The organism is Serratia liquefaciens ATCC 27592, assembly GCF_000422085.1.
Taxonomy (GTDB): domain Bacteria; phylum Pseudomonadota; class Gammaproteobacteria; order Enterobacterales; family Enterobacteriaceae; genus Serratia; species Serratia liquefaciens.
Window position 1 is genome coordinate 531,325 of record NC_021741.1, and the last position, 26,610, is coordinate 557,934.

The 26,610-nt window shown below is 57.9% G+C and carries 27 protein-coding genes and 3 tRNA genes; 21 read left to right on the top strand and 9 right to left on the bottom strand.

The genetic code is table 11. The features are described from left to right. Positions 1-4 precede the first annotated feature (4 nt). The gene (locus M495_RS02445) at positions 5-796 is read left to right on the top strand and encodes an SDR family oxidoreductase (RefSeq protein WP_020825080.1); all 792 of its coding nucleotides are present in this window, start codon (positions 5-7) and stop codon (positions 794-796) included. Between the two features lie 52 nt (positions 797-848). Here M495_RS02445 and hpaR read toward each other — a convergent pair whose 3' ends face one another. After that, positions 849-1,301 (bottom strand): homoprotocatechuate degradation operon regulator HpaR, encoded by a 453-nt coding sequence (gene hpaR, locus M495_RS02450; protein WP_041415197.1) that lies wholly within the window; start codon positions 1,299-1,301, stop codon positions 849-851. Between the two features lie 359 nt (positions 1,302-1,660). On the opposite strand from hpaR, the gene M495_RS02455 reads away from it, so the two are divergent. From M495_RS02455 to hpaC, 11 genes are all read left to right on the top strand, one after another. Beyond that, positions 1,661-2,293, top strand: a complete 633-nt coding sequence (locus M495_RS02455) for a fumarylacetoacetate hydrolase family protein (protein WP_020825082.1) — start codon at positions 1,661-1,663, stop codon at positions 2,291-2,293. Further along, positions 2,290-3,054, top strand: a complete 765-nt coding sequence (locus M495_RS02460) for a fumarylacetoacetate hydrolase family protein (protein ID WP_020825083.1) — start codon at positions 2,290-2,292, stop codon at positions 3,052-3,054. The genes M495_RS02455 and M495_RS02460 overlap by 4 nt, the downstream gene beginning before the upstream one ends. Beyond that, entirely contained in the window at positions 3,051-4,505 is a 1,455-nt protein-coding gene (gene hpaE / locus M495_RS02465) for a 5-carboxymethyl-2-hydroxymuconate semialdehyde dehydrogenase (protein WP_020825084.1), read from the top strand. Before M495_RS02460 ends, hpaE begins: the two co-directional genes overlap by 4 nt. 37 nt (positions 4,506-4,542) lie before the next feature. Beyond that, positions 4,543-5,616, top strand: a complete 1,074-nt coding sequence (hpaD, locus tag M495_RS02470) for a 3,4-dihydroxyphenylacetate 2,3-dioxygenase (RefSeq protein WP_020825085.1) — start codon at positions 4,543-4,545, stop codon at positions 5,614-5,616. A gap of 51 nt (positions 5,617-5,667) precedes the next feature. Then, positions 5,668-6,054 (top strand): 5-carboxymethyl-2-hydroxymuconate Delta-isomerase, encoded by a 387-nt coding sequence (locus M495_RS02475; RefSeq protein ID WP_020825086.1) that lies wholly within the window; start codon positions 5,668-5,670, stop codon positions 6,052-6,054. Positions 6,055-6,064: 10 nt separating this feature from the next. Continuing rightward, complete coding sequence (gene hpaH / locus M495_RS02480) at positions 6,065-6,868, top strand: 2-oxo-hept-4-ene-1,7-dioate hydratase (RefSeq protein WP_020825087.1); 804 nt, start codon at positions 6,065-6,067, stop codon at positions 6,866-6,868. 46 nt (positions 6,869-6,914) lie between these two features. After that, positions 6,915-7,709, top strand: a complete 795-nt coding sequence (gene hpaI / locus M495_RS02485) for a 4-hydroxy-2-oxoheptanedioate aldolase (protein ID WP_041415201.1) — start codon at positions 6,915-6,917, stop codon at positions 7,707-7,709. A 30-nt stretch (positions 7,710-7,739) separates the two neighbouring features. Then, positions 7,740-9,110 (top strand): 4-hydroxyphenylacetate permease, encoded by a 1,371-nt coding sequence (gene hpaX, locus M495_RS02490; RefSeq protein WP_020825089.1) that lies wholly within the window; start codon positions 7,740-7,742, stop codon positions 9,108-9,110. Between the two features lie 157 nt (positions 9,111-9,267). Beyond that, positions 9,268-10,176 carry a 4-hydroxyphenylacetate catabolism regulatory protein HpaA gene (gene hpaA, locus M495_RS02495; protein WP_020825090.1) on the top strand — a complete coding sequence of 303 codons (909 nt, stop codon included), beginning with the start codon at positions 9,268-9,270 and terminating at the stop codon, positions 10,174-10,176. A gap of 192 nt (positions 10,177-10,368) precedes the next feature. Continuing rightward, complete coding sequence (hpaB, locus tag M495_RS02500) at positions 10,369-11,931, top strand: 4-hydroxyphenylacetate 3-monooxygenase, oxygenase component (protein ID WP_020825091.1); 1,563 nt, start codon at positions 10,369-10,371, stop codon at positions 11,929-11,931. A 17-nt stretch (positions 11,932-11,948) separates the two neighbouring features. Beyond that, positions 11,949-12,464 (top strand): 4-hydroxyphenylacetate 3-monooxygenase, reductase component, encoded by a 516-nt coding sequence (gene hpaC, locus M495_RS02505; RefSeq protein ID WP_020825092.1) that lies wholly within the window; start codon positions 11,949-11,951, stop codon positions 12,462-12,464. Between the two features lie 37 nt (positions 12,465-12,501). Here hpaC and ampH read toward each other — a convergent pair whose 3' ends face one another. Together ampH and M495_RS02515 are read right to left on the bottom strand one after the other, a co-directional pair. Further along, positions 12,502-13,644, bottom strand: coding sequence for a D-alanyl-D-alanine-carboxypeptidase/endopeptidase AmpH (ampH, locus tag M495_RS02510; protein WP_020825093.1), 1,143 nt, complete (start codon positions 13,642-13,644; stop codon positions 12,502-12,504). A gap of 327 nt (positions 13,645-13,971) precedes the next feature. After that, positions 13,972-14,730, bottom strand: coding sequence for a FadR/GntR family transcriptional regulator (locus M495_RS02515; RefSeq protein WP_020825094.1), 759 nt, complete (start codon positions 14,728-14,730; stop codon positions 13,972-13,974). A gap of 235 nt (positions 14,731-14,965) precedes the next feature. Between M495_RS02515 and M495_RS02520 the strand changes: the two genes are divergently transcribed. From M495_RS02520 to fucP, 7 genes are read left to right on the top strand one after another with little or no spacing between them, the layout of a single operon-like run. Next, positions 14,966-15,706, top strand: a complete 741-nt coding sequence (locus M495_RS02520) for an SDR family oxidoreductase (protein WP_020825095.1) — start codon at positions 14,966-14,968, stop codon at positions 15,704-15,706. 38 nt (positions 15,707-15,744) lie between these two features. Continuing rightward, positions 15,745-16,590 (top strand): fumarylacetoacetate hydrolase family protein, encoded by an 846-nt coding sequence (locus tag M495_RS02525; protein ID WP_041414170.1) that lies wholly within the window; start codon positions 15,745-15,747, stop codon positions 16,588-16,590. 14 nt (positions 16,591-16,604) lie between these two features. Continuing rightward, entirely contained in the window at positions 16,605-17,882 is a 1,278-nt protein-coding gene (locus M495_RS02530) for an L-fuconate dehydratase (protein WP_020825097.1), read from the top strand. A gap of 14 nt (positions 17,883-17,896) precedes the next feature. After that, the gene (locus tag M495_RS02535) at positions 17,897-18,760 is read left to right on the top strand and encodes an amidohydrolase family protein (protein WP_020825098.1); all 864 of its coding nucleotides are present in this window, start codon (positions 17,897-17,899) and stop codon (positions 18,758-18,760) included. Then, complete coding sequence (locus M495_RS02540) at positions 18,738-19,514, top strand: L-fucose dehydrogenase (RefSeq protein ID WP_020825099.1); 777 nt, start codon at positions 18,738-18,740, stop codon at positions 19,512-19,514. The genes M495_RS02535 and M495_RS02540 overlap by 23 nt, the downstream gene beginning before the upstream one ends. Further along, the gene (locus M495_RS02545) at positions 19,511-19,870 is read left to right on the top strand and encodes an L-rhamnose mutarotase (RefSeq protein WP_020825100.1); all 360 of its coding nucleotides are present in this window, start codon (positions 19,511-19,513) and stop codon (positions 19,868-19,870) included. The genes M495_RS02540 and M495_RS02545 overlap by 4 nt, the downstream gene beginning before the upstream one ends. Positions 19,871-19,897: 27 nt before the next feature. Then, positions 19,898-21,127: an L-fucose:H+ symporter permease gene (gene fucP, locus M495_RS02550; protein ID WP_020825101.1), complete on the top strand. Its 1,230-nt coding sequence runs from the start codon at positions 19,898-19,900 to the stop codon at positions 21,125-21,127. A 17-nt stretch (positions 21,128-21,144) separates the two neighbouring features. Here fucP and M495_RS02555 read toward each other — a convergent pair whose 3' ends face one another. Then, positions 21,145-22,218 (bottom strand): GGDEF domain-containing protein, encoded by a 1,074-nt coding sequence (locus M495_RS02555; protein WP_020825102.1) that lies wholly within the window; start codon positions 22,216-22,218, stop codon positions 21,145-21,147. Positions 22,219-22,481: 263 nt separating this feature from the next. Between M495_RS02555 and M495_RS02560 the strand changes: the two genes are divergently transcribed. Further along, the gene (locus M495_RS02560) at positions 22,482-22,766 is read left to right on the top strand and encodes a DUF1435 domain-containing protein (protein ID WP_020825103.1); all 285 of its coding nucleotides are present in this window, start codon (positions 22,482-22,484) and stop codon (positions 22,764-22,766) included. Positions 22,767-22,853: 87 nt separating this feature from the next. Here M495_RS02560 and M495_RS02565 read toward each other — a convergent pair. The 4 genes from M495_RS02565 to M495_RS02580 form a co-directional block, all read right to left on the bottom strand. Further along, a tRNA-Leu gene (locus tag M495_RS02565) sits at positions 22,854-22,940 on the bottom strand. A 44-nt stretch (positions 22,941-22,984) separates the two neighbouring features. Continuing rightward, a tRNA-Leu gene (locus M495_RS02570) sits at positions 22,985-23,071 on the bottom strand. Positions 23,072-23,105: 34 nt separating this feature from the next. Continuing rightward, positions 23,106-23,192: transfer RNA gene (locus M495_RS02575), tRNA-Leu, on the bottom strand. A 72-nt stretch (positions 23,193-23,264) separates the two neighbouring features. Beyond that, positions 23,265-24,209: a LysR family transcriptional regulator gene (locus M495_RS02580; RefSeq protein ID WP_020825104.1), complete on the bottom strand. Its 945-nt coding sequence runs from the start codon at positions 24,207-24,209 to the stop codon at positions 23,265-23,267. Positions 24,210-24,341: 132 nt separating this feature from the next. On the opposite strand from M495_RS02580, the gene M495_RS02585 reads away from it, so the two are divergent. Then, positions 24,342-25,334 (top strand): aldo/keto reductase, encoded by a 993-nt coding sequence (locus tag M495_RS02585; protein ID WP_020825105.1) that lies wholly within the window; start codon positions 24,342-24,344, stop codon positions 25,332-25,334. 61 nt (positions 25,335-25,395) lie between these two features. Here M495_RS02585 and rsmC read toward each other — a convergent pair whose 3' ends face one another. Continuing rightward, positions 25,396-26,439 (bottom strand): 16S rRNA (guanine(1207)-N(2))-methyltransferase RsmC, encoded by a 1,044-nt coding sequence (gene rsmC, locus M495_RS02590; protein WP_020825106.1) that lies wholly within the window; start codon positions 26,437-26,439, stop codon positions 25,396-25,398. Positions 26,440-26,610 lie beyond the last annotated feature (171 nt).

Genomic DNA, 26,610 nt, shown 5'->3' on the forward strand with positions numbered 1-26,610 from the left:
TCCGATGAATGCAACCTATGCGGCTGATGCGTTCAAGGGGCAGGTGGTGCTGGTGACGGGCGGTGCGCAGGGCATCGGGCTGGCGATCGTCAGTGCCTTTGCTCAGTTGGGCGCGACGGTGGTGATGGCGGATCTGCAGCTGCAAAAAGCGCAGGATGCCGCCGAGACGCTGCAACAGCAGGGCGGGCAGGTCCAGGCGATGGCCTGCGATCTGGCCGATCCGGGGCAGATTGCCGAACTGGTTGCAACGGTGGGGCAGCAGCATCAGCGGCTGGACGTGGTGATCCATAACGCGGCTTACTTCCCGCTGACGCCCTTTACCGAGATTGACGCTGTGTTATTGCAACGCACGCTGAGCGTTAATCTGATGGCGCCGTTCTTTCTGGCGCAGGCGGCTTTACCCTGGATGCAGCGTCAGGGCGGGGGCTGCATTTTGGTGACGTCGTCGGTGACCGGGCCACGGGTCGCCTATCCGGGGTTGGCGCACTACGCCGCTTCAAAGGCCGGAGTAAACGGGTTTATTCGCGCGGCGGCGCTGGAACTGGCGGCGGCTGGCGTCAGGGTCAACGGTGTGGAGCCGGGAATGATCCGCACGCCGGCGATGGCCAATCTGGGGGGCGCGGCGGTCAATCAGGCGATTGCGGCCGCAGTGCCGCTCGGGCGATTGGGGGAGCCGGAAGACATCGCGGCGGCGATGGTGTTTCTCGCCTCACCGGCGGCCGCCTATATGACCGGCCAAACGCTGGTGGTGGACGGCGGCGCGTTACTCCCCGAGGCTCATCCTGTTCTTTCTTGACGTTGCAGCCTGGCTGCAACGCCAATTAATCAGAGGATGATAATCGGAAGGATCATTTCTTTGTGGGATGAGCGGTCACGTTGGCGGGCAGTTTATCCCCCAGGGTGATCAGCTCGTCCAGTAAGGTCATCAACTGGTCCATTTTCTGCTGTGAAAATGCGGCTTCGATTTCAGCGTACCCCTGTTCTACCTGGTGGCGCGCCACTTCATACAGCTCCTGACCCTGCTGGGTGAGAGACACGTACAGCTTGCGCTGATCGTTAACCGGTTTCAGGCGGAAAATCAGCTTATCGCGTTCCATGCGCGACAAAATGCCGGTCAGGCTGGGGCGCAGGATGCAGGTTTCTGCTGCCAATTCGTGGAATTCGATCGAACGACTGTTGGCCAAAACGCGAATGATGCGCCATTGCTGTTCGGTCAGGTTATGGCTTTTCAGGATCGGGCGAAAAAAGCCCATGGCGGTTTCACGCGCTTGCAGCAGGGCAATGGTTAAGGACTCATGCATAGATTTGGCCTTGGCTATAAAGGTGTTCGTCATTCAGGCATTTACCGTTGTGGCTCAGCAGGTGGCCGTGCGGACACTGCAATACCCCTATCGGTAAATCCTGATTTTATTAATAACTTAATAGTAGCCAAGTTTACCCAGATGGATAAAGCGAAAACGCATCCGCAGCGGTAAAAATCACCTAAAAATGATTAATTCGTTGAATAATCACGCCAATGTTCATGGGTTGTGAATATTTTGTTATCACGATCACAAATCAATCCACCGGCGTTGCGTAAAAGCTGAACAGCGTATAAAAGTATTCATTAACATATTAATGAATGCCGAATTGCCCTGTTGTGTCATTGAAAGGAGTTTGCATGAAAGGCACCGTATTTTCCGTTGCGTTGAATCACCGCAGCCAGATAGACGCCTGGGATCAGGCGTTTCATCAGCCGCCGTATAAAACCCCGCCGAAGACCCCGGTGTGGTTTATCAAACCGCGCAATACCCACCTCGCCAACGGCGGGGCGATCCCGTTTCCTGCCGGTGAGCAAGTGCAAAGCGGCGCCACGCTGGCGGTAGTGATTGGCAACACCGCCCGTAAGGTGCCAGCCGAACGGGTCGCCGACTATCTGGCCGGTTATGCGCTGGCCAACGACATCAGCCTGCCGGAAAGCAGCTTCTACCGCCCGGCGATCAAAGCGAAATGCCGCGACGGTTTTTGCCCGTTGGGGGAGATCGGTTCATTGGTGACCACCGATGCGGTGGAGATCATCACCGAAATCAACGGGGTAGAGCAGGATCGCTGGTCGACGGCCGATTTGGTGCGTTCGGTGCCGGAACTGATCGCCGCCATCAGCGATTTTATTACCCTGCAGCCGGGCGACGCAGTGCTGATCGGTACGCCGCACCAGCGGGTAGAGATCAAACCTGGAGATAAAGTGAGGGTGAGTGCCGCCGGTTTGCCGACCCTGACCAACCGCGTAGTGCAGGCAGGAGAAATTGCATGAGACACGCCCGTATTCGCCATCATGGCCAAATTGTTAATGTCAGCGTCGACGAGCAACTGCGCGTGACGTTGCCGGACGGCACGGTGTTGCCAGAGCAGGACGTCGAGTGGTTGCCACCGGCGCAGGGCACGGTGTTTGCCCTGGGGCTGAACTATGCCGATCACGCCAGCGAGCTGGAATTCAAGGCCCCGGAAGAGCCGCTGGTGTTCCTCAAGGCGCCGAACACCCTGACCGGCCATCGGCAGGTTTCGGTACGTCCGGCCAACGTCGACTATATGCACTACGAAGCCGAGCTGGTGGCGGTGATCGGCAAGACGGCGCGTAACGTCAGCCGCGAAGATGCCATGGCATACGTGGCGGGCTACACGCTGTGCAATGACTACGCCATTCGCGACTATCTGGAAAACTATTACCGCCCGAATCTGCGGGTGAAAAGCCGCGATACCCTGACGCCGATTGGGCCGTACATCGTCGATCGTGACGATATCGCCGATCCGCACCGTCTGGCACTCAGCACCTACGTCAACGGCGAGCTGCGTCAGCGCGGCAGCACCGCCGACATGATTTTCGATATCCCCTACCTGATCAGTTACCTGAGTGAATTTATGACGCTGCAGCCGGGCGACATGATCGCCACCGGTACGCCGAAAGGGCTGGCCGACGTGCAGCCGGGCGATGAAGTGGTGGTGGAGATTGAGGGCATCGGCCGTCTGGTTAACCACATCATCAGTGAAAAAGATTACGAGGAAAGCCTGCGATGAAAACCATCAACCATTGGATTAACGGTAAAAACGTAGCCAGCAAAGAGTATTTCACTACCACCAACCCGGCCAACGGCGAGGTGCTGGCAGAGGTCGCTTCCGGCGGGCAGTTGGAGATCGATCAGGCGGTAGCTGCCGCCAAGGCTGCGTTCCCGAAATGGGCCAATACGCCAATGAAAGAGCGTGCTCGCCTGATGCGTCGTCTGGGCGAGCTGATTGACGAAAACGTGCCGCAGATTGCCGAGATGGAAACCGCCGACACCGGTCTGCCGATCCACCAAACCAAAAACGTGCTGATCCCGCGCGCTTCTCACAACTTCGAGTTCTTTGCCGAGATCTGCCAGCAGATGAACGGCCGCACCTATCCGGTGGACGACAAGATGCTCAACTACACGCTGATCCAGCCGGTGGGGGTGTGTGCGCTGGTGTCACCGTGGAACGTGCCTTTCATGACCGCAACCTGGAAGACCGCGCCTTGCCTGGCGCTGGGCAATACCGCGGTGCTGAAAATGTCCGAGCTGTCGCCGCTGACCGCCGATCGACTGGGTGAACTGGCGCTGGAAGCCGGCATTCCGGCCGGGGTACTCAACGTGGTGCAGGGTTACGGCGCCACCGCCGGGGATGCGCTGGTGCGTCATAAGGACGTGCGTGCGGTGTCCTTTACCGGCGGCACCGCCACCGGACGCCGGATCATTGAAAGCGCGGGCTTGAAGAAGTTTTCCATGGAGCTGGGCGGGAAATCGCCGGTACTGATTTTCGAAGATGCCGACATCGAACGTGCGCTGGACGCCGCGCTGTTCACCATTTTCTCGATCAACGGTGAACGCTGCACCGCGGGTTCGCGCATCTTTATTCAAGAAAGCATTTACCCGGAATTCGTCAAACGTTTTGCCGAGCGCGCCAACCGCCTGCGCGTAGGCGATCCGCAGGATCCCAACACGCAGGTTGGGGCGTTGATCAGCCAGCAGCACTGGGAAAAAGTGTCCGGCTATATCCGCCTCGGGCTGGAAGAAGGCGCCACCCTGTTGGCTGGTGGCCCGGACAAACCGGCAGGTCTGAGCCACGGCAACTTCCTGCGCCCAACGGTGCTGGCGGATGTCGACAATCGGATGCGCATCGCGCAGGAGGAGATTTTCGGGCCAGTGGCCTGCCTGCTGCCGTTCAAATCGGAAGAAGACGGCCTGCGCATGGCCAACGACGTGGAGTACGGCCTGGCGTCGTACATCTGGACGCAGGATGTGAGCAAGGTGCTGCGTCTGGCCCGCAATATTGAAGCGGGGATGGTTTTCGTCAATACCCAAAACGTACGCGATCTGCGCCAGCCGTTTGGCGGCGTGAAATCTTCCGGCACCGGCCGCGAGGGCGGGGAATACAGTTTTGAAGTGTTCGCCGAGATGAAGAACGTGTGCATTTCCATGGGTGACCACCCGATCCCGCGCTGGGGCGTTTAAGCCTCAAACCATAATAAAAAAGAAGGAGATGAGAACAATGACGACCAAACTTACCACCGATGCTGTCCCTGCTCCCGATGTTGTGCGCTGCGCCTATATGGAAATTCAGGTCACCAACCTTAAAGCCGCGCGCGAATTCTACGTCGATATCCTGGGTCTGGTTGTGACCGCCGAGGACGAGAAAACCCTCTATCTACGGTCGATGGAGGAGTTTATCCACCATAATCTGGTGCTGCGTGAAGGACCGGTGGCTGCCGTTGCGGCCTTTGCCTTCCGGGTGCGTACGCCGGAAGACGTCGATCGGGCTGAAGCCTATTTCAAAGCGCTGGGTTGTCGTACCGAGCGTCGGGTGAATGGCTTCGCCAAAGGCATTGGCGATTCGGTGCGGGTAGAGGATCCGCTCGGCTTCCCGTACGAATTCTTCTACGACGTGCAGCACGTCGAGCGTCTGGCCTGGCGTTACGATCTCTACACGCCAGGGGCGCTGGTACGTCTCGACCACTTTAACCAGATCACGCCCGATGTTCCGCGTGCGGTGGAATACATCCAGGGCCTGGGGTTCCGCGTGACGGAAGATATCCGGGATGAAAATGGCGTGGTTTACGCCGCCTGGATGCGCCGCAAAGCCACGGTGCACGACACCGCGATGACCGGCGGCGCCGGGCCGCGTATGCACCATATTGCGTTCGCCACCCATGAAAAACACAACATTCTGGCCATCTGCGACAAGCTCGGCGCACTGCGTAAATCCGATTTGATCGAACGTGGTCCAGGCCGCCACGGCGTCTCTAACGCCTTTTATCTCTATCTGCGCGATCCCGATGGCCATCGCGTAGAAATCTATACCCAGGATTACTACACCGGCGATCCTGACAACCCGACCGTGAGCTGGGATGTGCATGATAACCAGCGCCGCGACTGGTGGGGCAACCCGGTAGTGCCAAGCTGGTACACCGAGGGGTCACTGGTGCTCGATCTCGATGGCCAGCCGCAGCCGGTTATCGAACGTAACGCGCCAAGCGAAATGGCCGTCACCATTGGCGCGGATGGTTTTTCCTATACCCGTCAAGGCGATACAGAGAAAGGCTTTAAGCTCGGTAACACCCTGTAGCCCCCAACGCGCGGACAGGCGTTCGCGCAAATTCGTTTCCCGGAGATTGCTATGCCGCATTTTTATGCTGAATGCACCAATAACATCCGCGAAGAAGCCGAGCTCCCCGCGTTGTTCGCCAAGGTCAATCAGGCACTGGCGGACACCGGTATTTTTCCTCTGGCCGGAGTGCGCAGCCGCGCTATCTGGCTGGATACCTGGCAGATGGCCGACGGTAAGCACGATTACGCCTTCGTGCATATGACATTGAAGATTGGTCACGGCCGCAGCCTGGAAAGTCGTGAACAGGTGGGCGAGATGCTGTTTGCGCTGATCAAAGAACATTTTGCCGCGCTGATGGCCAGGCGCTATCTGGCGCTGTCCTTCACGATGGAAGAGCTGGATCCGGTGCTGAACTACAAGCAAAACAATGTCCACGCGCTATTTCGCCAAGGCTAAGGGGCCGTCAATGTTGAATAAAGAGCTGGTTAGTCGTGCCGTGCAGCGCTTGCATCAGGCGGAGCAAAACCGCGAGCAGATCCGCGCGCTGTCGCTGGATCATCCCGAGATCACCATTGAAGACGCTTACGCCATTCAGCGCCAGTGGGTAGAGCTGAAGATCGCCGAAGGGCGCAAACTCAAGGGCCATAAAATCGGCTTGACGTCGCGCGCCATGCAGGTCAGCTCCCAGATCTCCGAGCCGGATTACGGCGCGCTGCTGGACGACATGTTTTTCAACGATGGCAGCGATATTCCCATCGACCGTTTTATCGTGCCGCGCGTCGAGGTGGAGCTGGCCTTCGTGCTCGCCAAGCCGCTGCGCGGGCCAAACTGCACGCTGTTCGACGTTTATAACGCCACCGATTACATCATTCCGGCCCTGGAGATCATCGATGCGCGCAGCCATAACGTGGATCCCGAAACTCAGCGCCCGCGCAAGGTGTTCGACACCATTTCCGACAATGCCGCCAACGCCGGGGTGGTGATGGGAGGGCGGCCGATCAAACCGGACGCGTTGGATCTGCGTTGGATCAGCGCGTTGCTGTACCGCAACGGCGTGATTGAAGAGTCTGGCGTGGCGGCAGCGGTGCTGAACCATCCGGCCAACGGCGTGGCCTGGCTGGCCAACAAACTTTTCCCGTACGACGTAGAGCTGGAAGCCGGGCAGGTGATCCTCGGCGGTTCCTTCACCCGACCGGTTGCCGCCCGACGTGGCGACACCTTCCATGCGGATTATGGCCCGATGGGCTGCATCAGCTGTCGCTTTGTCTGATCGGCCCTTTCCCTGTGGGAGAGTGGAAAAACCAATGGAGAACACCATGTTAACCAACCCTTTCAAACAGGCGTTGCAGGAAAAACGCCCGCAGATTGGCCTGTGGCTGGGGCTGTGCAGCAGCTACAGCGCAGAAATGCTGGCCGGGGCCGGTTTCGACTGGCTGCTGATCGACGGCGAACACGCGCCCAACAACGTACAAACGGTATTGGGCCAGCTGCAGGCCATCGCGCCTTATCCGAGTCATCCGGTGGTGCGTCCGGCATGGAATGATCCGGTGATGATCAAGCAACTGTTGGACGTCGGTGCGCAGACGCTGCTGATCCCGATGATCCAGAACGCAGAACAGGCGTGTGACGCGGTGCGAGCCACCCGTTATCCGCCGCATGGCATACGCGGCGTTGGCAGTGCGCTGGCTCGTGCTTCCCGCTGGAACAGGGTGCCGAATTACCTGCAACAGGCCGACGCGCAGATGTGCGTACTGGTGCAAATAGAAACCCGTGAGGCGGTGAAAAACCTGGATGCCATCCTGCAGGTGGAGGGGGTCGACGGGGTATTTATCGGCCCGGCGGATCTCAGTGCCGACATGGGTTTTTCCGGCAATCCACAGCAGCCGGAAGTGCAGCGCACCATCGACGACGCTATAGCGCGCATCAGCGCCGCCGGTAAGGCAGCAGGCATTCTGACGGCCAACCCGGAACTGGCGCAGCACTATCTGGCGTCCGGCGCGCTGTTTGTCGCAGTAGGGGTGGATACCACCCTGCTGTCGCGAGCGGCGGAATCTTTGGCCAGCCGCTTTAAACAAGAGCGGCCGCCCGTACAGTCCCCGAGCGTTTATTAGGTTGCAGGCCGCCATCTTATTGGAGACACCATGAGCAACGTCGATTCGCTGCCGCCGGTCAACCCGGCGCAGCAACATAAAGCGTTAACCGCCGCCGAGCAATCGGTGATTAAAAAGTTATTTCGGCGACTGATTATTTTCCTGTTTGTGCTGTTTGTTTTCTCTTTCCTCGACCGCATCAACATCGGTTTCGCCGGGCTGACGATGGGCAAGGATCTCGGCCTGAGCTCGACCATGTTCGGCCTGGCGGCAACCTTGTTCTACGTCACCTATGTGATCTTCGGCATTCCGAGCAATATCATGCTGGGGATCGTCGGCGCGCGCCGCTGGATCGCCACCATCATGGTGCTGTGGGGCATCGCCTCGACCTGCACGCTGTTCGCCACCGGGCCGACCAGCCTGTACCTATTGCGGATGATCGTAGGTATTACCGAGGCCGGTTTTCTGCCGGGGATTCTGGTGTATCTCACCTATTGGTTCCCGGCTTTTTACCGCGCTCGCGCCAACGCGCTGTTTATGATCGCCATGCCGGTAACCATGGCGATTGGCTCGCTGGTGTCCGGCTATATTCTGGCGCTGGACGGGCTGATGAACCTCAAAGGGTGGCAATGGCTGTTCCTGTTGGAGGGCATTCCTTCGGTGCTGTTGGGCGTGGTGGTGTGGTTCTACCTCGACGATACTCCAGCCAAGGCCAAATGGCTGACCGACGAGGAAAAGGCCAGTCTGAAGGCGATGATGGAGGCGGACAAACTGCAACTGGTGCAGCCCAATGGGCCGGGCAGCCATCGGGCATTGCAACAGCGCAGCCTGTGGCGGGAAATTTTCACCCCGATCGTGCTGATGTATACCCTGGCTTATTTCTGTCTGACCAACACCCTGAGCGCCATCAATATCTGGACGCCGCAGATCCTGCAGAGCTTCAACCAGAGCAGTAGCAACATTGTGATCGGTATTCTGGCGGCGATCCCGCAAGTCTGTACCATCGCCGGCATGGTGTGGTGGAGTAAGAGATCGGATCGGCTGCAAGAGCGCAAACACCACACCGCGCTGCCGTACCTGTTTGCCGCTGCCGGTTGGCTGCTGGCGTCGGCCACCGATCACAGCATGATCCAGCTGCTGGGGATCGTGATGGCGTCGGTGGGGTCGTTCACGGCGATGGCGATCTTCTGGACTACGCCGGATCAGTCCATCAGCCTCGAGGCGAGGGCGATTGGGATCGCGGTGATCAATGCCACCGGCAATATCGGATCGGCGGTCAGCCCGGTATTGATCGGCTGGTTTAAGGATCTGACCGGCAGCTTTAACTCTGGGCTGTATTTCGTTTCGGCGTTGTTGATCATCGGTGCCGTGATCGTGTGGCGGATCCCGATGCAGGGCTCGCGTCCCCGGGCCACGCCATAAGCCTGATATTAGGCTATTTTACTTGCCATTTTGGCCTAGGGCAGTGCTCGGACCCCTTACGTACTGCGTGTACGCTCGGGTTGCTGCGCGCTGTCCATGGCCAAACTGCCTGCGACAATGACGCCTAATAAAAGGCTTATCACGGATCTCATCGCTGATGGAGGATGATGTGCAGAAAAGTACCGGTTTTATCGCCAATATCGATATCTGCAAAGAGTACGATGCGCGTTACGCCACCGACGAAGTGCACTATGAAACCTTCGCCGGACTGGCGGCGTTTTTTGGCCGCGATATGCAGGTGCATTGGCACGATCGGTTTTTCCAGATGCATTTTCTGGAGACCGGCAAGATAGAGCTGCAGCTGGACAGCCAGCACTATTCGGTGCAGGCACCGCTGTTCATCCTGACGCCGCCCTCGGTACCCCATGCGTTTTTCACCGAACCGGACAGCGACGGCCACGTGCTGACGGTACGCCAGGAGCTGATTTGGCCTTTGCTGGAGCGCCTCTACCCTGGCAGCAATCTGGCGTTGGACATGCCGGGCATTTGCCTTTCACTGGCGGATGCACCGCAGGAATTGACCGCGCTTAGCCATTACTGGGCGCTGATCCGGCGTGAGTTCAGCCAGAGGTTAGTGGGCCGCGAACAGACGCTGGTGCTGTTGGCGCAGGCGGTGTTTACCCTGCTGTTGCGCAATACCACGCTGGAGGATACCGCCACCAGCGGCGTGCGGGGTGAGCTGAAGCTGTTCCAGCGTTTCAACAAGATGGTCGATGAGCGTTTTCGCGATCACCTGGCGGTGCCGGACTATGCTCAGGCGCTCGGCGTCACCGAATCGCGGCTCAACGATTTGTGCCGACGGTTTGCCAATCAGCCCCCCAAACGTTTGATCTTCGATCGCCTGCTGCGCGAAGCCAAGCGCATGCTGCTATTCAGCGCCTGTACGGTGCATGAAACCGCCTATAGCCTGGGCTTTAAGGATCCGGCCTATTTCGCGCGTTTCTTCAATCGTCTGGAAGGCTGTTCACCCTCGACCTACCGCGCCGCGCAGCATCCCCTTTCATAACGGCGGAACACTGTCTGGATCACAATTCGCGGCGATTGCGGCCAACCCGCCTGAAAAGTACCGGCGTTTGCCGCAAAAGTCTCTTCTCGAAACCGGCCCTGGAAGCTTCAATTAAGCAACCAAAAGAAAACATTATTTTAACAAGCGACCGAATCCACGGTCTGCACTATGCCGATTACGAGGAAGACTTAAATGAAACCTGAAGACTTTCGTGCTGACAACAAACGCCCGTTCACCGGTGCCGAATACCTGAAAAGTTTGCAGGACGGCCGTGAGATTTATATCTACGGCGAACGAGTGAAAGATGTCACCACTCACCCGGCATTCCGTAATGCAGCGGCTTCGGTCGGTCAACTGTACGACGCGCTGCACGATCCGGTCAGCCAGGATCGCCTGTGCTGGAACACCGATACCGGCAACGGCGGTTACACTCACAAATTCTTCCGCTACGCCCGCAGCCCGGAAGAGATGCGTCAGCAGCGTGATGCTATCGCCGACTGGTCGCGCCAGAGTTACGGTTGGATGGGGCGCACCCCGGACTACAAAGCAGCCTTCGGGTGTGCGCTGGGGGCTTATCCCGAGTTTTATGGTCAGTTCGCCGATAACGCGCGCCACTGGTACAAACGCATTCAGGAAACCGGCCTGTACTTTAACCACGCTATCGTTAACCCACCGATTGACCGCCACAAGCCGGTCAACGAAGTGAAAGACGTTTACATTCAGGTGGAGAAAGAGACCGACGCGGGCATTATCGTCAGCGGGGCCAAGGTGGTGGCAACCAACTCGGCGCTGACCCACTATAACTTTATCGGTTTTGGTTCTGCCCAGGTGATGGGGGATAACCCGGACTTCGCGTTGATGTTTGTGGCGCCGATGGATGCCGAAGGGGTGAAGCTGATTTCTCGCGCCTCTTATGAGCTGGTGGCGGGCGCAACGGGATCCCCGTTCGATTATCCGCTTTCGAGCCGTTTCGATGAGAACGATGCGATCCTGATTATGGATCATGTGCTGATCCCGTGGGAAAACGTGCTGATCTACCGCGATTTCGATCGTTGTCGTCGCTGGAGTACGCAAGGGGGCTTCGCTCGTCTGTTCCCGCTGCAGGCCTGTGTGCGCCTGGCGGTGAAGATGGACTTTATCACCGCGCTGCTGCAAAAAAGCCTGTCCTGTACCGGCGTGCTGGAGTTCCGTGGCGTACAGGCCGATCTTGGCGAAGTAGTGGCCTGGCGCAATATGTTCTGGTCACTGAGCGATGCGATGTGCGCCGAGGCCACCCAATGGGAAAACGGCGCTTATCTGCCGGATTCCACCGCGATGCAAACTTACCGCGTGATGGCACCAATGGCCTACACCAAGGTGAAGCACATTATCGAAAAGAACGTCACCAGCGGTTTGATTTATCTGCCGTCCAGCGTGCGCGACATGAATAACCCGGAGATCGATAAATACCTGGCGCGTTACGTGCGCGGATCCGACGGTATGGATCACGTTGAACGCATCAAGATCCTCAAGCTGATGTGGGATGCGATCGGCAGCGAATTCGGCGGTCGCCACGAGCTGTATGAGATCAACTACGCCGGCAGCCAGGATGAGATCCGCCTGCAGTGTCTGCGCAACGCACAGGGATCCGGCGCCATGAACCAGATGATGGAGATGGTCGACAAATGCCTGTCCGACTACGACCAGCACGGTTGGAAAGTGCCGCATCTGCATAATAATGGTGACATTAATCAGCTGGATAACTTGCTCAAGTGATCCTGAAGGAGGGGTGTATGTCTCAGGAAAATGAACACCGTTTGCTGTTTCGCGACGCGATGGCCAGCCTGTCCGCCGCGGTGAATATCGTCACTACCGACGGTCCTGCGGGGCGCTGCGGCATTACCGCCACCGCCGTGTGCTCGGTGACCGATACGCCGCCGACGCTGCTGGTTTGCATTAACCGCAACAGCGCGATGAACCCAGTTTTCCAGGCGAATCAGCGTCTGTGCGTTAACGTGTTGAATCATGAGCAGGAGCTGATGGCGCGCCACTTCGCCGGTATGACCGAACTCAGCATGGAGGATCGTTTCCGTCTGGAGGAGTGGCAAAACGGCGCACTGAATCAGCCGGTGCTGCGTAACACGCTGGCCAGTCTGGAAGGGGAAATCGAGCAGATCCAGAGCATTGGCACCCATCAGGTTTATCTGGTGCAGATCCGCCAGATCCGGGTGAGTGCGGGCGGTAACGGCCTGATCTACTTCAAACGCAACTTCCATCCGGTGATGCACAAGATGGCGGCGTTAGTCTGAAAACGGCGGGGCGCATGGGCTGCGCCCCGTTACGGCATTAGCTTTTGTTGGTCGCCAACTCGGCGACCAGCCGGTTAACCGGATCGCTCATGTTGGTGAATTTACTCAGTTCCGAGCGGGTTACCACCACAAATACCCCAACGTTTTTCTGCGGGATCATCGCCATATAGGTGATAAAGCCACCGCCACCGCCGGTTTTCTGAATAATCCCCGGCAGTTCGCCGTTCGGCGCCATATACACCCATCCCAATCCCAGGGCGCTGGCTTCACCCGGCACATCCATCCCTTTGAGCGAAACCAGATCGTTACGCTGGAAGTACATGGTCTGCTCGCTGGCCGCGGTTGATTTGCGTGGGCCGGAGACGTTGGAAGTGAGGAACTGTTGCATCCAGCGCTGCATATCGCGTGGGGTAGAGTAAACGCCGCCGCTGCCGGCCGCGGCCGTGGTATCGCGGCAGGCGCTGGGGCCGGCTGAGGCAACCATCAGCCGTGAGCACTGCTCGGCACTGGGGGTCAGGGTGGTGTCGACCATACCGAGCGGCGCGGTGATTTTTTCTTTCAGCAGGGCGCTGTAAGGTTTACCCGCCGCTCGTGACAGCGCATCTGCCAGCAGGTCATACGCCAGGTTGGAATAAGAGGCACGTACGCCCGGCGGTACCGTCACGTTGGCATGCTCCAGCCACTGCCAGCGCTGTGCTTTGGTCGGCCAGGTGAACACCGGCGTTTTAGGCGGTTTCTTGCCCGGTTGCTCACGCGGCAGTGCGCTGGTGTGGGTGGCCAGGTTCAGCAAGGTGATCGGCTGGCGAGCGTTATAAGCCGGTACGTAGGCACCGGACGGGGCGTATTTGCGCAGCGGATCGGTGAGTTTGACCCGGCCTTCCGCCGCCATTTTTACCATCACTTCGCTGGTCATCAGCTTGGTGATCGAGGCGATGCGGATCAGGGAATCCGGGCGCGGACGCAGGTTGTTACCGGGTTTGGTGTCGCCAAAACTGCGGTTAACCACCTGATTGCCGTCGATCACCACCAGCGCCATGCCGGTGGCGCCGCTGTTGTAGAAAATGTGCTCGGCATATTGGTCGACGATTTGCGAAGCCAGCTGCGGGGCGGCGGCCTGCGCGGCCAGCGGCGCGGCACACAGGCTCAGCGCCAGCAATGAAGCGGAGAAAGAGTTCTTCAACGATGGTTATCCATTTTAAAAGGCAGCAGTGAAAGGGCCTATACCCGTCGTCTTTCAAGCCGCAGCGTTCAAATCCGTTTCCGACAGATTTGTCACTCATCCCAGTTACTGTAGGGGGCGAATATATTCGCCCCGATTAATGCGGGCGCAGCATGCGGCGCCTCTACAAAAGCTGGGGATGAGCGATCAGGTCGCCTAGCTGCAACTTGAAAGCCATAGGGTGCAATGCAATATGCTGTCAGTGTAATGTGCCTGAGCCTTGGCTGCATGTGGAAAAAAGGCGGTTTGAGAAAAAATTTCTCACCGCCCTGATGCCGACCAATCGTCCTACTGCGCGCGGGCGAAAATGGCGATCACTTCGTCCAGATGCGCTTTCATCGCCTTGCGTGCGCCACGCACGTCACGCGCCTCGATAGCGGCCAGAATTTCCCGGTGTTCCTGCTCGGAACGGTGCGGCATGTCATCCGGCGTATAGTGACGTTGAAGTACGCGGAACATGCTGCCGTAGCGGTGGCCGAGCAGGTGGCCGATGATAAAGGCATAAGCTGGGTTGCCGCTGGCCTGGGCGATGCGGATATGGAACAGCCGATCGCCGGGATGGGTGGCCGATCCCGCGCGGTTATCACGGCAGTTTTGCTCGTAGGCCTCACGGATGCCCGCCAGTTCCTGATCGGTGGCGTGCCGTGCCGCCAGTGCCGCCGTTTCGGGTTCGATCAACAGGCGGGTTTGCAGCAGTGAGAACGGCGGCAGCTCGGCGTTAAAATCCAGCTCGATATTCAATTCATCATCGATTTCCGCCCACTGATCCCGGCCGGCCTGGGCCATCACCGGCTCTTGCGATGTCATCACCGGCGTTTGCGCCCGGACGATCACCCCGTTGCCGACTTTGACATCCACCAGGCCAATCACTTCCAGCGCGATTAGCGCCTCTCGAACGGAGGCCCGGCTAACCTGTAACTGCTGGGCCAGATCGCGTTCGGAGGGCAGGCGGCTGCCGGGAGGAAATTCATTGTTATCGATAAGCCGTTTCAATTGGTCGGCTATCTGTCTGTAAATACGAGGGTTTTCCAGTCGGGTGATCGGCATTTTTTACCTTGGCCTTTTCCGTGTTAAGTGATTCAGCGCACAGTTATTAGTCAAACCGCTTGAGTAATCGTTATTCAAGTGTAAAAAATTGGTTAATCAAAAAGCTGTTCCAAGTGTATCTCATAACATTCTCACCAAACCATAACGCGTAAAGCGTCTTTTGTCATGTTAAAGGCCTGACCTTTAATCGCCCTGAGTGGCCTGACCATTAGACCTTTAAGCCAAGGGAGCGAAAATGAATTTAACCGGAAAACGCGTGCTGATCACCGCCGCCGGCCAGGGGATTGGCTTCAGTACCGCCAAACTTTTTGCTGAGGCAGGCGCGCAAGTCATTGCCACCGACATCAACACCGAGCAACTGCAGGGTTTGCCCGGCATCGAGCCAATGACGCTTAACGTCACCGATGCCGCGGCGATTGCGGCAGCGGCGGAAAGCCTTGGTCCGATCGACGTGCTGTTCAACTGCGCCGGCGTGGTACACAGCGGATCAATCCTGGAGTGCAGTGAGGATCAGTGGGCATTTGCGCTGGATCTGAATGTGACCGCGATGTACCGCATGATCCGCGCCTTTCTGCCCGGCATGCTGGCGCGAAAAAACGGGTCGATTATCAATATGTCCTCGGTGGCTTCCAGCGTGAAAGGAGTGCCTAACCGCTTTGCCTACAGCGCCACCAAGGCGGCGGTAATCGGCCTGACGCGTTCGGTGGCGGCGGATTACGTCACTCAGGGCATCCGTTGCAACGCCATTTGCCCCGGCACGGTGGAGTCGCCTTCGCTGCGGCAGCGCATCGCCGAGCAGGCGCGTGAGCAGGGACGCAGCGAAGAAGAGGTGTACCAGGCGTTTGTGGCTCGTCAACCGATTGGCCGTATCGGCACCACCGGCGAGATCGCCCAATTGGCGCTGTATCTGGCCTCCGACGCCAGCTCCTACACCACTGGGACCGTACAGATTATCGATGGCGGCTGGAGCAACTGAGGCCAGGCGCTTTGGAACATTTTTAGAGTGAGGACATCATGAAACTTTTACGTTACGGCGCACCGGGACAGGAACGCCCAGGAATATTGGATCCGCACGGGCAGATCCGCGACCTGTCGCAGCATATTGCCGACCTGAGCGGAGATGCGTTGCTGCCGGCGGCCTTGGACAAACTGCGTGCACTGGACATCAACCAACTGCCGCGGGTGGAAGGACAACCGCGACTGGGGCCGTGCGTGGGCCACATCGGCAAATTTATCTGCATCGGCCTCAATTATGCCGACCATGCGGCGGAAACCGGCGCGGCGATCCCCTCCGAGCCGGTAGTGTTCAACAAATGGACCAGCGCGGTGGTCGGGCCGAACGATGAGGTACAAATCCCGCGTGACTCGCTTAAAACGGACTGGGAAGTGGAGCTGGGCGTGATTATTGGCCAGGGCGGACGCTACATCAGCGAACAGGACGCGATGCGCCACGTCGCCGGTTACTGCGTGATTAACGACGTTTCGGAGCGTGAATTCCAGATTGAACGCGGCGGTACCTGGGACAAAGGCAAAGGCTGCGACACCTTTGGCCCCACCGGCCCCTGGCTGGTGACCGCCGACGAAATTGCCGATCCCCATAGCCTGAACCTGTGGCTGGAGGTGGACGGCAAGCGTTATCAGGACGGCAACACCAGCACCATGATCTTCCGCATTCCGCAAATTATCAGTTACCTGAGCCGTTTTATGAGCCTGCAACCGGGCGATGTGATCTCGACCGGTACGCCACCGGGCGTCGGCATGGGGCAGAAACCCACGCCTCTCTACCTGAAAGCCGGACAGACGATGCGGCTGGGTATCGAGGGATTGGGTGAACAGCGTCAAACAACCGTACAGGCCTGATGGGGAGCATTGCCATGACAACGATTACCGCACTGCGGGTGGAAGATATTCGCTTCCCGACTTCACTGGCGCTGGACGGATCCGATGCGATGAATCCGGATCCCGACTACTCCGCCGCTTATGTGATCCTTGAGACCGATCGCGCCGATCTGAGCGGCCACGGGCTGACTTTTACCATTGGCCGCGGCAATGAGATCTGCTGCGCGGCGATCCGCGCGCTGGAGCACCAGATCGTCGGTGTCACTTTGGAAGAGATCGTCGCCGATATGGGGGCCTTTTGGCGTCGTTTTACCAGCGACAGCCAACTGCGTTGGATCGGGCCGGACAAGGGGGCGATCCACCTGGCGACCGGGGCGGTGATCAACGCGGTTTGGGATCTGTGGGCCAAAGCCGAGGGGAAGCCGGTGTGGCGGCTGGTGGCGGAGATGACGCCAGAGGAACTGGTGCGCTGCATCGATTTTCGCTACATCACCGACTGCATTACGCCGCAGGAGGCGCTCACGCTGCTCAAACAGCGGGCGCAGGGTAAAGAGCAGCGTCTGGAACGGCTGCTGGAGGAAGGCTACCCCTGCTACACCACCTCCGCCGGGTGGCTGGGCTACCCGGACGACAAGCTGCGTCGGCTGTGTCAGGAAGCGGTCGACGCCGGTTTCTCCTACCTGAAGCTGAAGGTGGGGCGCGATCTGGAAGACGATATCCGCCGCGTGCGCATTGCTCGCGAGGTCATCGGCCCCGATCGTCAACTGATGATCGACGCCAACCAGGTCTGGGAGGTCAACGACGCCATCCCTTGGGTGAAACATCTGGCATTCGCCAAGCCCTGGTTTATCGAAGAGCCCACCAGCCCGGATGATGTCGAAGGGCACCGTCGCATTCGCGAAGGGGTTCATCCGGTCAAGGTTGCCACCGGCGAGATGTGCCAAAACCGCATTATGTTCAAGCAGTTCATCATGCGTGAAGCGATTGACGTGGTGCAGATCGACGCCTGTCGCCTGGGGGGCGTCAATGAAGTGCTGGCGGTGATGCTGATGGCGGCCAAATACAACCTCCCGGTGTGTCCGCATGCCGGAGGTGTGGGGCTGTGTGAATACGTTCAGCATCTGTCGATGATCGACTACCTGTGCATTGCCGGTACCCACGAAGGACGGGTGATCGAATACGTGGATCACTTGCATGAACACTTTGTTCACCCTTGCGACGTCAAGGGGGCGGCCTATATGCCGCCACGTCATCCGGGTTACTCGATCGAGATGCACGCGTCATCGCTCGAACAGTATCGGTTCCGCGGTTGAACGGGAAACAGCCCATGCTGCGCATCGATGCCCACCAACATTACTGGCAATACCATCCGCAACGCTACCCGTGGATCAGCGAGCAGATGGCGGTGCTGCAGCAGGACTTTGGTCCGGCGCAGCTTGCTCCGTTGCTGCAGCTCCACGGTTTTGACGGTGCGCTGGTGGTGCAGGCCCGCCACGGCGAGCAGGAAACACAGGAACTGTTGGCACAGGTGCAGCAGAGCCGTGGCGTCTGCGGGGTAGTGGGCTGGCTGGACATCACTGCGCCGCAGCTGGCGCAGCGGCTTGATGAATGGCGGCAGCAGCCTCTGCTGCGTGGCCTGCGCCATCTGGTGCAGGATGAACCGCAGCCGGACGCCTGGCTGGCGCGGCCGGAAGTGCGGCGCGGCATGCAGATGCTGCAGCGGCAGGGCTACGTCTACGACATGTTGGTCACCCACCGGCACTTGACGGCGGCGGCGCAGTTTGCCGCTGAACATGACGACTACTGGTTGGTATTGGACCATCTCGGTAAACCGGATATCGCTTTGGGCGCAAAGCACTGGGCGCAGCAAATCAAGCCGTTGGCGGCATTGGGCCATGTGGTCTGCAAACTGTCGGGGCTTATCACCGAAGTGCCCGGTGGCCAGTGGCAGGCATCGCAGCTGCTGCCGTTTTTTGATGCGGCGCTGGAGGTATTCGGCCCGCAGCGGCTGATGTTCGGTTCCGACTGGCCGGTGTGCCTGCTGGCCGGGGACTATGGCCAGGTTTATCAACTGAGTGAGCAGGCGATCGCCACGCTGAGTCCTTCGCAACAGGCGGAGATTTGGGGCGGCACCGCCTGCCGAATTTATGGCTTAACGGAGTCTGGTTATGGATCTGTATCTGAAAGATAAGGTGGTGATCGTCACCGGCGGCGGTTCCGGCATCGGTGCGGCCATCACCCTGCTGCTGGCGGAGGAAGGGGCGATCCCGGTGATTGTCACCAACGCTGCGCCAGAGGCGGAGTTTCTGGCGCAGCTACGGCGGTTGCAGCCGCAGAGTGTGGTGATCATCACCGACTTATGCGAAGAGCGGGAATGTCGACGGGCGGTGGCACAAACGCAAGAGACCTTCGGCCGCATCGATGCGCTGGTGAATAACGCCGGTGTTAACGATGGCGTGGGGTTGGAGGCCGGCCGCGAGGCCTTTGTCGGATCGCTGGAGAAAAACCTGATCCATTACTACCTGATGGCGCATCTGTGTCAGTCGGCGCTGCAAAACAGCAAGGGTGCCATCGTCAACATCGCTTCCAAAACGGCCCTGAGCGGGCAGGGCGGCACCAGCGGTTATACCGCCGCCAAGGGCGCAGTGCTGGCGTTGACCCGCGAGTGGGCGGTGTCGCTGCGCCATGAAGGCGTACGGGTGAATGCGGTGGTTCCGGCGGAGGTGATCACACCGCAGTATCAGCGCTGGATCAGTACCTTCGAGCAGCCGGAACAGCAGCTCGCGAAAATTACCGCACGCATTCCTCTCGAACATCGGATGACCACGCCGCAGGAAATCGCCAACACCGTGGTGTTTTTGATTTCATCGCGTTCGTCGCACACCACCGGGCAATGGCTGTCGGTGGATGGCGGTTATCTGCATCTTGATCGGGCGATCACATGAGTGGCGGGGCGGACAGGGGACGGCGCTTTTGTCAGGCGCTCGATCTGGTCGACTCACCGGCGCTGATCGAGGAGTACCTGCACCATCACCAGCGTATCTGGCCGGAGATTGCCGCACATCTGCGAGAGCACGGCATTTTGGATATGGAGATTTATCGGCTGGGTACCCGGCTGTTCATGATTGTTGACGTTAGTACCGAGTTCGATGCCGCGCGGTTTGCCGCCGCCAGCCTGAGCAATCCCCACGTGCAGCGCTGGGAAGCCCTGATGTGGCAATACCAGGTCGCCACCCCCTGGACGCCGAAAGGCGAAAAATGGGTGGAGATGGAGCAGATATTTTCTTTGCAAAAACAATAACATCGCTACCCTACCGAGGATATATCAATGCTTGCTGAAAAAAGTGCGGCCCCGCCACAGCTGGGCGTCAAGTCAACCGCCAACCTGCGCTGGGCTTTTATTCTGGTCACCAGCCTGTTCTTTATGTGGGGGCTGTCGTATGGCCTGTTGGACGTATTAAACAAACACTTCCAGGAGACATTGCACGTTACCAAGGCGCAGTCGGGATTATTGCAGGCGGCATATTTCGGCGCCTACTTCCTGGTGGCGCTGCCCGCCGGCTATTTTATGGATAAGAAAGGGTACAAGGCCGGAATTTTGGTCGGGCTGTGCCTGTATGCGCTGGGGGCGTTACTGTTTGTGCCGGCAGCATCCGCCAACAGCTTCGCCATGTTCCTGTTCGCGCTGTTTGTCATTGCCTGTGGACTGGGCTGCCTGGAAACGGCGGCCAACCCTTATGCCACGGTATTGGGCGACGCGAAGGGGGCCGAACGGCGGCTGAACCTTTCCCAGTCGTTTAACGGTCTGGGGCAGTTTATCGGCCCGATGATCGGCGGCACGCTGTTTTTCTCTGCCACCCAAGGGGCGAGCAGCGGCGACCAGAGCGCGGTGAAGATGACCTATGTGGCGATCGCCGTGCTGGTGCTGCTGATTGCCTTTTTGTTCGGCCGCACCCGGCTGCCGGACATTCGTGAGGAAGAGCAACCGGAACACGGTGAAATCGCCCAGGGGCTATGGCAGCACAAACACTTTGTCGGCGGGGTGATCACCCAGTTCTTCTATGTGGCAGCCCAAGTGGGCGTCGGTGCATTCTTTATCAACTACGCCACCGAACACTGGAACGAAGTGTCCAATCAAAGTGCGTCCTACTTGCTTTCTATCGCCATGATTTGCTTTATGGTCGGGCGCTTCTTCAGCACCTGGCTGATGGGCCGGGTCAAGCCGGCCACGTTGCTGATGATCTACTCGCTGATTAACATTGCGCTGTGTGGCGTGGTGATGCTCAGTCTGGATGGGGTCTCGGTGGTGGCATTGATCGCGGTGTTCTTCTTTATGTCGATCATGTTCCCGACCATTTTCGCCCTGGGGGTGAAAAACATGGGCAAACACACCAAGCGTGCCAGCTCCTTTATGATCATGGCGATCGTCGGGGGGGCCATCATGCCTTACTTTATGGGGGCGCTGGCGGACAAATACAGTACGGCACTGTCGTATGTGCTGCCGCTGTTGTGCTTCGGCGTGGTGTTTGTTTACGGTTTGCAGCAGCGCCGTCGCTAAAAGTCTGGCCCGCCGGCTCAGACAGCGGCGGGCTGCACGCTAGGCGCCAACTGAATATTATTGCGGCCGTTGTTTTTCGCCTGATACAAGGCGGCATCGGCCGCACGGATCGCCGAGGACACGTCAAGTTTGTCCAAGGCGGAGATCCCGGCGCTGAGCGTCACAGTGGTGCTTTCCAACTGGTTGAAGCGATGGGGGATTTTTAATCCCTGCACCCGCAGCCGCACCCGTTCGGCCAACTGGGTGGCGTAATCCTCGCTGACGTTGGTCAGCAGCACCAGAAACTCTTCCCCGCCGTAGCGCACCACAATATCGCGAGAACGCACCGAATCGCGGATGGTGATGGCAACCTGCACCAGCGCCTGATCGCCCATGGTATGACCATAGTTATCGTTATAAGCCTTGAAATGGTCGATATCGAGTAACACCACGAAATGACAACCCGACGGCGGCACCGTCAGCATATTGATTTTATTTTCCAGTCCCCGGCGGTTATAAAGCCCGGTTAAGGGATCGATCATGCTCAAATTGCTGAACCGGTCCCGTTCGTTATACAGATTGGCTACCAGCGTTTGGGTAAAAAGCTCGCTGCGTTTGAGCATCAGATGATGAATAGAGAATGCGATAATCGGCAATACCGTGGTGAATACGATCCTGGTGGTATTGTGCATACCGTCCAGTAATAGAATAACCAGGGCGGAAGGCACGGCGTGCAGGCAAAAAGCGATAAAGTTATCGGTTAAGGCAATGGCGCTGATAAAAAACATACTGAACAGACTAATTAATAGAAAACTTTGGTTGTTCGGCGCACAGTACTGACTTTTAACGTAAATATGGGCAGCCCACAGCAGGCCAAGCACGCAGGAAAATAGATTCAATTTTTTGACGTATAACCGTGGAGACTGCAAGGTAAATAACAGCGCCACCAGACAAAATATCGGTATACCTAATAAAGGTAGGGTAAAAGCTGGCTTGTCATTAAATGGGACCAATAATGTAAATATGGAAGAGGCCGCGTTCATTAACAAAAATAAAAATAATGATAAGCGGTGTTTGCTGTTCAGCAGTTCCTGATAAGAACGCGCGTTCATACGGAGTTCACTCTTCACAATATCGATCTGTCGAAAAATTAAGGTGGCGAAAAATTCTATCGGCGTGAATTAAACATTCGCATTGTATGGTTGTTGATTGTGATTATTAACATGCGAATAAGACTAAGAATTTTCTTATGGCAAACTATCATTTTTACACCGTTATGTCATCCGCGTTTGGTGGTTGCGGCGAAAATGATGCGCAGTGAAAAAAAGTGTTATATGATATTGGTTATCATTATCACTTGAAGGGTAGGGTTATCATGATTGCAGCCATGATTACCGCGTGTGGGTTGTGGGGCGTCAGCTGGTGCCTGGGCAATCGGCTGGCCAGCGCCTGGGGCGTTTTGTTGCCCTGCGCTTTAATGCCGTTACTGGCATTGATCAACCTGGATATGATGCAACTGCGTACGCTGATTGTGATCGCCATGCTGGCGACGCTGGTGATGTTGTTCAACAGCCGCTGGCGGCATTACCTGCTGCTGCCTTCCTGTATGGCATTGGCTGGGGGATTGGCGGCGATCAGCCTGAATTTCAATCTGGGATAAAAACGCAAAAATCACGCTATCGCGTGTTGGTTATCGTTTCGATTGGGAATGGCTTTGGGGGGAGGACTTCCGAAGAGATTTATCGATTGGTGCGAAGAGAGGGACTTGAACCCTCACGTCCGTAAGAACACTAACACCTGAAGCTAGCGCGTCTACCAATTCCGCCACCTTCGCACAGCCGATAATCTTTGTTTTGCTTTCGATTTATATCACCAGCTTGGTGCGAAGAGAGGGACTTGAACCCTCACGTCCGTAAGAACACTAACACCTGAAGCTAGCGCGTCTACCAATTCCGCCACCTTCGCATTGATGCTGTGCAATATAAATCATGTGGTTATTTGGTGCGAAGAGAGGGACTTGAACCCTCACGTCCGTAAGGACACTAACACCTGAAGCTAGCGCGTCTACCAATTCCGCCACCTTCGCATACCAGATACATTACCGGAGTAACGTTACCACGGAGGCGAATTCTAGAGATTTTGGCGGGTACGTCAATAGTTATTTCCCCTGTTTGCGGGCGTTTGCTGGAAAAACGTCCGTTTTGGGTGACTGATAGCGTTCAAACAGCCAAATCAGCCAGTCAATCAACACCCTGACCCGTGGCGCAAGGAAACGGCCGGGGGGATACATGACGTAAATGGGCATCGGCGGTGGCGGGGTTTCTGCCAACACTTCGACCAATTCTCCTTTCTGCAGCCAGGGTGCCAGCGAATAATGCGCTGCCTGTATCAGCCCCATGCCGGCGCGGCAGCCGCTGGTGTAGGCATCAGCCCCGCTGACGCTCAGTTTGGCGGGCAATTCGCGCAATTCCACTTTGCCGTTGCGGCAAAACTCCAGCGGATAATCCCGGTTGCTGGTGAGGGAAAAATAACCTACCGCCTGGTGATGCTGTAGCCGGTCAATCGACTGCGGTACGCCGAACGCCGCCAGGTAGGCAGGGGAGGCGCAGGTCAGCTGTGGCAACATGGCAATGCGGCGTGCCACCAGGCTGTCATCTTCGGTTTCCCAGGCACGCAGCACGCAGTCTACTCCATCACGCAGTAAATCCACGTGGGTGTCGTTGGCACCCAATGCCAGGGTCAGATCCGGGTAACGCCGGTAAAAGTCATCCAATGCCGGAATAACGATTTCGCGCGCCAGCGAATGGGGCATATCGATACGCACTTTGCCGGAAGGCTGCAGTTTTTGATGGCTGAACAAGGTGTCCGCCTCTTCCAGTGCGCCCAGCAACTGTACGCAACGCTGGTAATAGAGGGTGCCTTCGCTGGTCACCTGTACCTGACGGGTGGTGCGCAGCAGCAAGCGCACACCGAGGCGCTGCTCCAGCCGCTTAACGGCATTGCTGACCGTGGCGCGCGGTAACTGCAGGCGTTCCGCCGCCCGGCTGAAACTGCCCAGTTCGACGATACGGGTAAAAATGCGCATGGCCTGGATCTGATCCATCTTCCCCGCTCCGTATTGTTAGTGATTTATGAACAGTGATGAGCAATCTGAATTATTTATCTTTTTAGGCGAAACAACCAGACTCTGTTGCATCAGCATCTTCGCTGATAAAAACCGCAAGAGGGCAACACAATGCAACAACGCAAATTAGGTCCCACTGGCCCGCTGGTTTCCGCTCTGGGGTTGGGCTGCATGGGGATGAGTGATTTTTATTCGACCGCTCACGATGAACAAGAAGCTATCGCCACGCTGCACCGTGCGCTGGAGTTGGGCGTCACTCTGCTGGATACCGCCGACATGTACGGCCCACACACCAATGAACAGCTGATTGGCAAAGCGATCAAGGGCAAGCGGCAGCAGGTCTTTCTGGCCACCAAGTTTGGCATTGTGCGCGATCCGGCCAACCCTGCAGCGCGGGGCGTCAGCAGCCGACCGGAGTACATCCGCCGATCGGTGGAGGGCAGCCTGAAGCGTCTCGGGGTCGAGGTGATTGATCTTTATTACCAGCACCGCGTCGATCCTGAGGTGCCGATTGAAGAGGTGGTAGGTACGATGGCGGACCTGATTAGCGAAGGAAAAATCCGTTATATCGGGCTAAGCGAAGCTTCGGTCGCCACGCTGGAGCGAGCGCATAAAGTCCACCCGATTACGGCGCTGCAAACTGAGTATTCATTGTGGACACGCGATGCCGAGCAGGGCGTATTGGCGGCCTGTGAACGCCTGGGCATTGGGTTTGTTCCCTATAGCCCGCTGGGGCGCGGTTTTCTGACCGGAGCGATCCAACGGCCAGAAGATCTGAACGCTGACGATTTCCGTCGCAGCAACCCGCGTTTTCAGGGGGAAAACTTTGCACGCAATCTGGCGCTGGTGGAAAAAGTGACCGAGCTGGCTAAGCAGAAAGGCGTTGCGCCGTCGCAGTTGGCGTTAGCCTGGGTGTTGGCGCAGGGTGAGCACATTGTCCCGATCCCTGGCACCAAACGCCGTCGCTATCTGGAAGAGAATATCGCCGCGGCCGAATTGACGCTCAGCGCCGCCGAACTGGCGGCCATTGAGGCGGTGTTCCCCCTGCAGGCCGCGGCAGGGGCACGCTACGGTGCAGAGTCGATGACCTATATCAACGGCTAATAAAAAGGGCGCAGCGTGTAAACGCTGCGCCCTGATACGGAGACGCGTTAGCGGGTCGCCGTTACTTCTTTTTCTTGGTATCGCGCGGCGCACGGGCTACGGTCGCCTGGTACACCTTGAAGCGGCCGTTTTGTGCCAGCACTTCATGGCTGCCGAAGGTGGCGTCCAGGATGTCCGGATACGGCAGGAAGGCGTTGGCCACGATGCGCAGACGGCCGCCGATCGGCAGGTGTTTCAACGCCCCGCGGATCAGGGTTTCTGCTGCGGTCAGGCTGGTTTGCAGGCCATCATGGAATGGCGGGTTGGAAATGATCAGGTCGAAACGGCCGGTAATGTCGGAATAGACGTTACTGACGATCACTTCGCCTTCAATGCCGTTGGCGGCAAGCGTAGCCCGGCTGGACTCCACGGCGGCGGCGTTGACGTCGCTGAGGGTCAGCTTCATCTTCGGCGACAGTTTGGACAGCACGGAAGCCATCACGCCGGCACCGCAGCCTACGTCCAGCACCTTGCCTTTCATGTGTTTTTCCAGGGTCGACAGCAGCAGTGAGCTGCCGACGTCCAGCCCGTCGCGGCTGAACACGCCCGGCAGGGTTTTCACTTCCAGATCGTGCAGCTGATAGCTTTCCCACCAGTCTTCCAGGTTGAATTCGGTCTGCGTATCCAGACGGCCGTGATACAGGCCACAGCGGCGGGCGCTGTCGATTTTCACCAGTGTGGCATAGTCTTCCACCATCTGGTCGGCACTGCGCACGCCGCTGCGGTTTTCACCGACCACGAACACTTCTGCGCCGACCGGCATCAGCGCCAGAATGTTGCACAGTTGGAATTGCGCTTCCTGTTTGCTCTTCGGCCAATAGTAGATCAACGTATCGCACTCGGCGACAAACGCAGCGTCCACGGTCAGCCCGAACTGCACGTTTTCGCCCATCGCCCGGTTCAGTAACTGCCAGTGATGGTACTGCTGGGTATGGACACGCACATCCGCGGCCTCGAATTGGGCCGGCAGGGCGTCCTGCAGGTCACCGGCAAACAGAACGCGGCGTTCGATAAACTCATCACTGTGGCGCAGCATGACTTCACTGGCGGGGGTTAATGCAGACATCAGGTTTTGGCTCCTAGAAATTAGACCGGGGATTATAGAGCTTTGTGGCGATATGTTCGACGGGTTTATGCCCAATAGCTTTCTGGCTCCAGCCAGGCGGGGATCGAGAGAGTTCCCGGGAGCTGAGATAACTCAGTGACTGGGATGAGCGAGGGAAGCCAACGCCGCTGC

What these genes read in the sequence shown, in the direction of transcription:
- M495_RS02445 (WP_020825080.1), top strand. Translation starts at nt 5, where the DNA reads ATGAATGCAACCTATGCGGCTGATGCGTTCAAGGGGCAGGTGGTGCTG.
- hpaR (WP_041415197.1), bottom strand. Translation starts at nt 1,301, where the DNA reads ATGCATGAGTCCTTAACCATTGCCCTGCTGCAAGCGCGTGAAACCGCC.
- M495_RS02455 (WP_020825082.1), top strand. Translation starts at nt 1,661, where the DNA reads ATGAAAGGCACCGTATTTTCCGTTGCGTTGAATCACCGCAGCCAGATA.
- M495_RS02460 (WP_020825083.1), top strand. Translation starts at nt 2,290, where the DNA reads ATGAGACACGCCCGTATTCGCCATCATGGCCAAATTGTTAATGTCAGC.
- hpaE (WP_020825084.1), top strand. Translation starts at nt 3,051, where the DNA reads ATGAAAACCATCAACCATTGGATTAACGGTAAAAACGTAGCCAGCAAA.
- hpaD (WP_020825085.1), top strand. Translation starts at nt 4,543, where the DNA reads ATGACGACCAAACTTACCACCGATGCTGTCCCTGCTCCCGATGTTGTG.
- M495_RS02475 (WP_020825086.1), top strand. Translation starts at nt 5,668, where the DNA reads ATGCCGCATTTTTATGCTGAATGCACCAATAACATCCGCGAAGAAGCC.
- hpaH (WP_020825087.1), top strand. Translation starts at nt 6,065, where the DNA reads ATGTTGAATAAAGAGCTGGTTAGTCGTGCCGTGCAGCGCTTGCATCAG.
- hpaI (WP_041415201.1), top strand. Translation starts at nt 6,915, where the DNA reads ATGTTAACCAACCCTTTCAAACAGGCGTTGCAGGAAAAACGCCCGCAG.
- hpaX (WP_020825089.1), top strand. Translation starts at nt 7,740, where the DNA reads ATGAGCAACGTCGATTCGCTGCCGCCGGTCAACCCGGCGCAGCAACAT.
- hpaA (WP_020825090.1), top strand. Translation starts at nt 9,268, where the DNA reads ATGGAGGATGATGTGCAGAAAAGTACCGGTTTTATCGCCAATATCGAT.
- hpaB (WP_020825091.1), top strand. Translation starts at nt 10,369, where the DNA reads ATGAAACCTGAAGACTTTCGTGCTGACAACAAACGCCCGTTCACCGGT.
- hpaC (WP_020825092.1), top strand. Translation starts at nt 11,949, where the DNA reads ATGTCTCAGGAAAATGAACACCGTTTGCTGTTTCGCGACGCGATGGCC.
- M495_RS02515 (WP_020825094.1), bottom strand. Translation starts at nt 14,730, where the DNA reads ATGCCGATCACCCGACTGGAAAACCCTCGTATTTACAGACAGATAGCC.
- M495_RS02520 (WP_020825095.1), top strand. Translation starts at nt 14,966, where the DNA reads ATGAATTTAACCGGAAAACGCGTGCTGATCACCGCCGCCGGCCAGGGG.
- M495_RS02525 (WP_041414170.1), top strand. Translation starts at nt 15,745, where the DNA reads ATGAAACTTTTACGTTACGGCGCACCGGGACAGGAACGCCCAGGAATA.
- M495_RS02530 (WP_020825097.1), top strand. Translation starts at nt 16,605, where the DNA reads ATGACAACGATTACCGCACTGCGGGTGGAAGATATTCGCTTCCCGACT.
- M495_RS02535 (WP_020825098.1), top strand. Translation starts at nt 17,897, where the DNA reads ATGCTGCGCATCGATGCCCACCAACATTACTGGCAATACCATCCGCAA.
- M495_RS02540 (WP_020825099.1), top strand. Translation starts at nt 18,738, where the DNA reads ATGGATCTGTATCTGAAAGATAAGGTGGTGATCGTCACCGGCGGCGGT.
- M495_RS02545 (WP_020825100.1), top strand. Translation starts at nt 19,511, where the DNA reads ATGAGTGGCGGGGCGGACAGGGGACGGCGCTTTTGTCAGGCGCTCGAT.
- fucP (WP_020825101.1), top strand. Translation starts at nt 19,898, where the DNA reads ATGCTTGCTGAAAAAAGTGCGGCCCCGCCACAGCTGGGCGTCAAGTCA.
- M495_RS02555 (WP_020825102.1), bottom strand. Translation starts at nt 22,218, where the DNA reads ATGAACGCGCGTTCTTATCAGGAACTGCTGAACAGCAAACACCGCTTA.
- M495_RS02560 (WP_020825103.1), top strand. Translation starts at nt 22,482, where the DNA reads ATGATTGCAGCCATGATTACCGCGTGTGGGTTGTGGGGCGTCAGCTGG.
- M495_RS02580 (WP_020825104.1), bottom strand. Translation starts at nt 24,209, where the DNA reads ATGGATCAGATCCAGGCCATGCGCATTTTTACCCGTATCGTCGAACTG.
- M495_RS02585 (WP_020825105.1), top strand. Translation starts at nt 24,342, where the DNA reads ATGCAACAACGCAAATTAGGTCCCACTGGCCCGCTGGTTTCCGCTCTG.
- rsmC (WP_020825106.1), bottom strand. Translation starts at nt 26,439, where the DNA reads ATGTCTGCATTAACCCCCGCCAGTGAAGTCATGCTGCGCCACAGTGAT.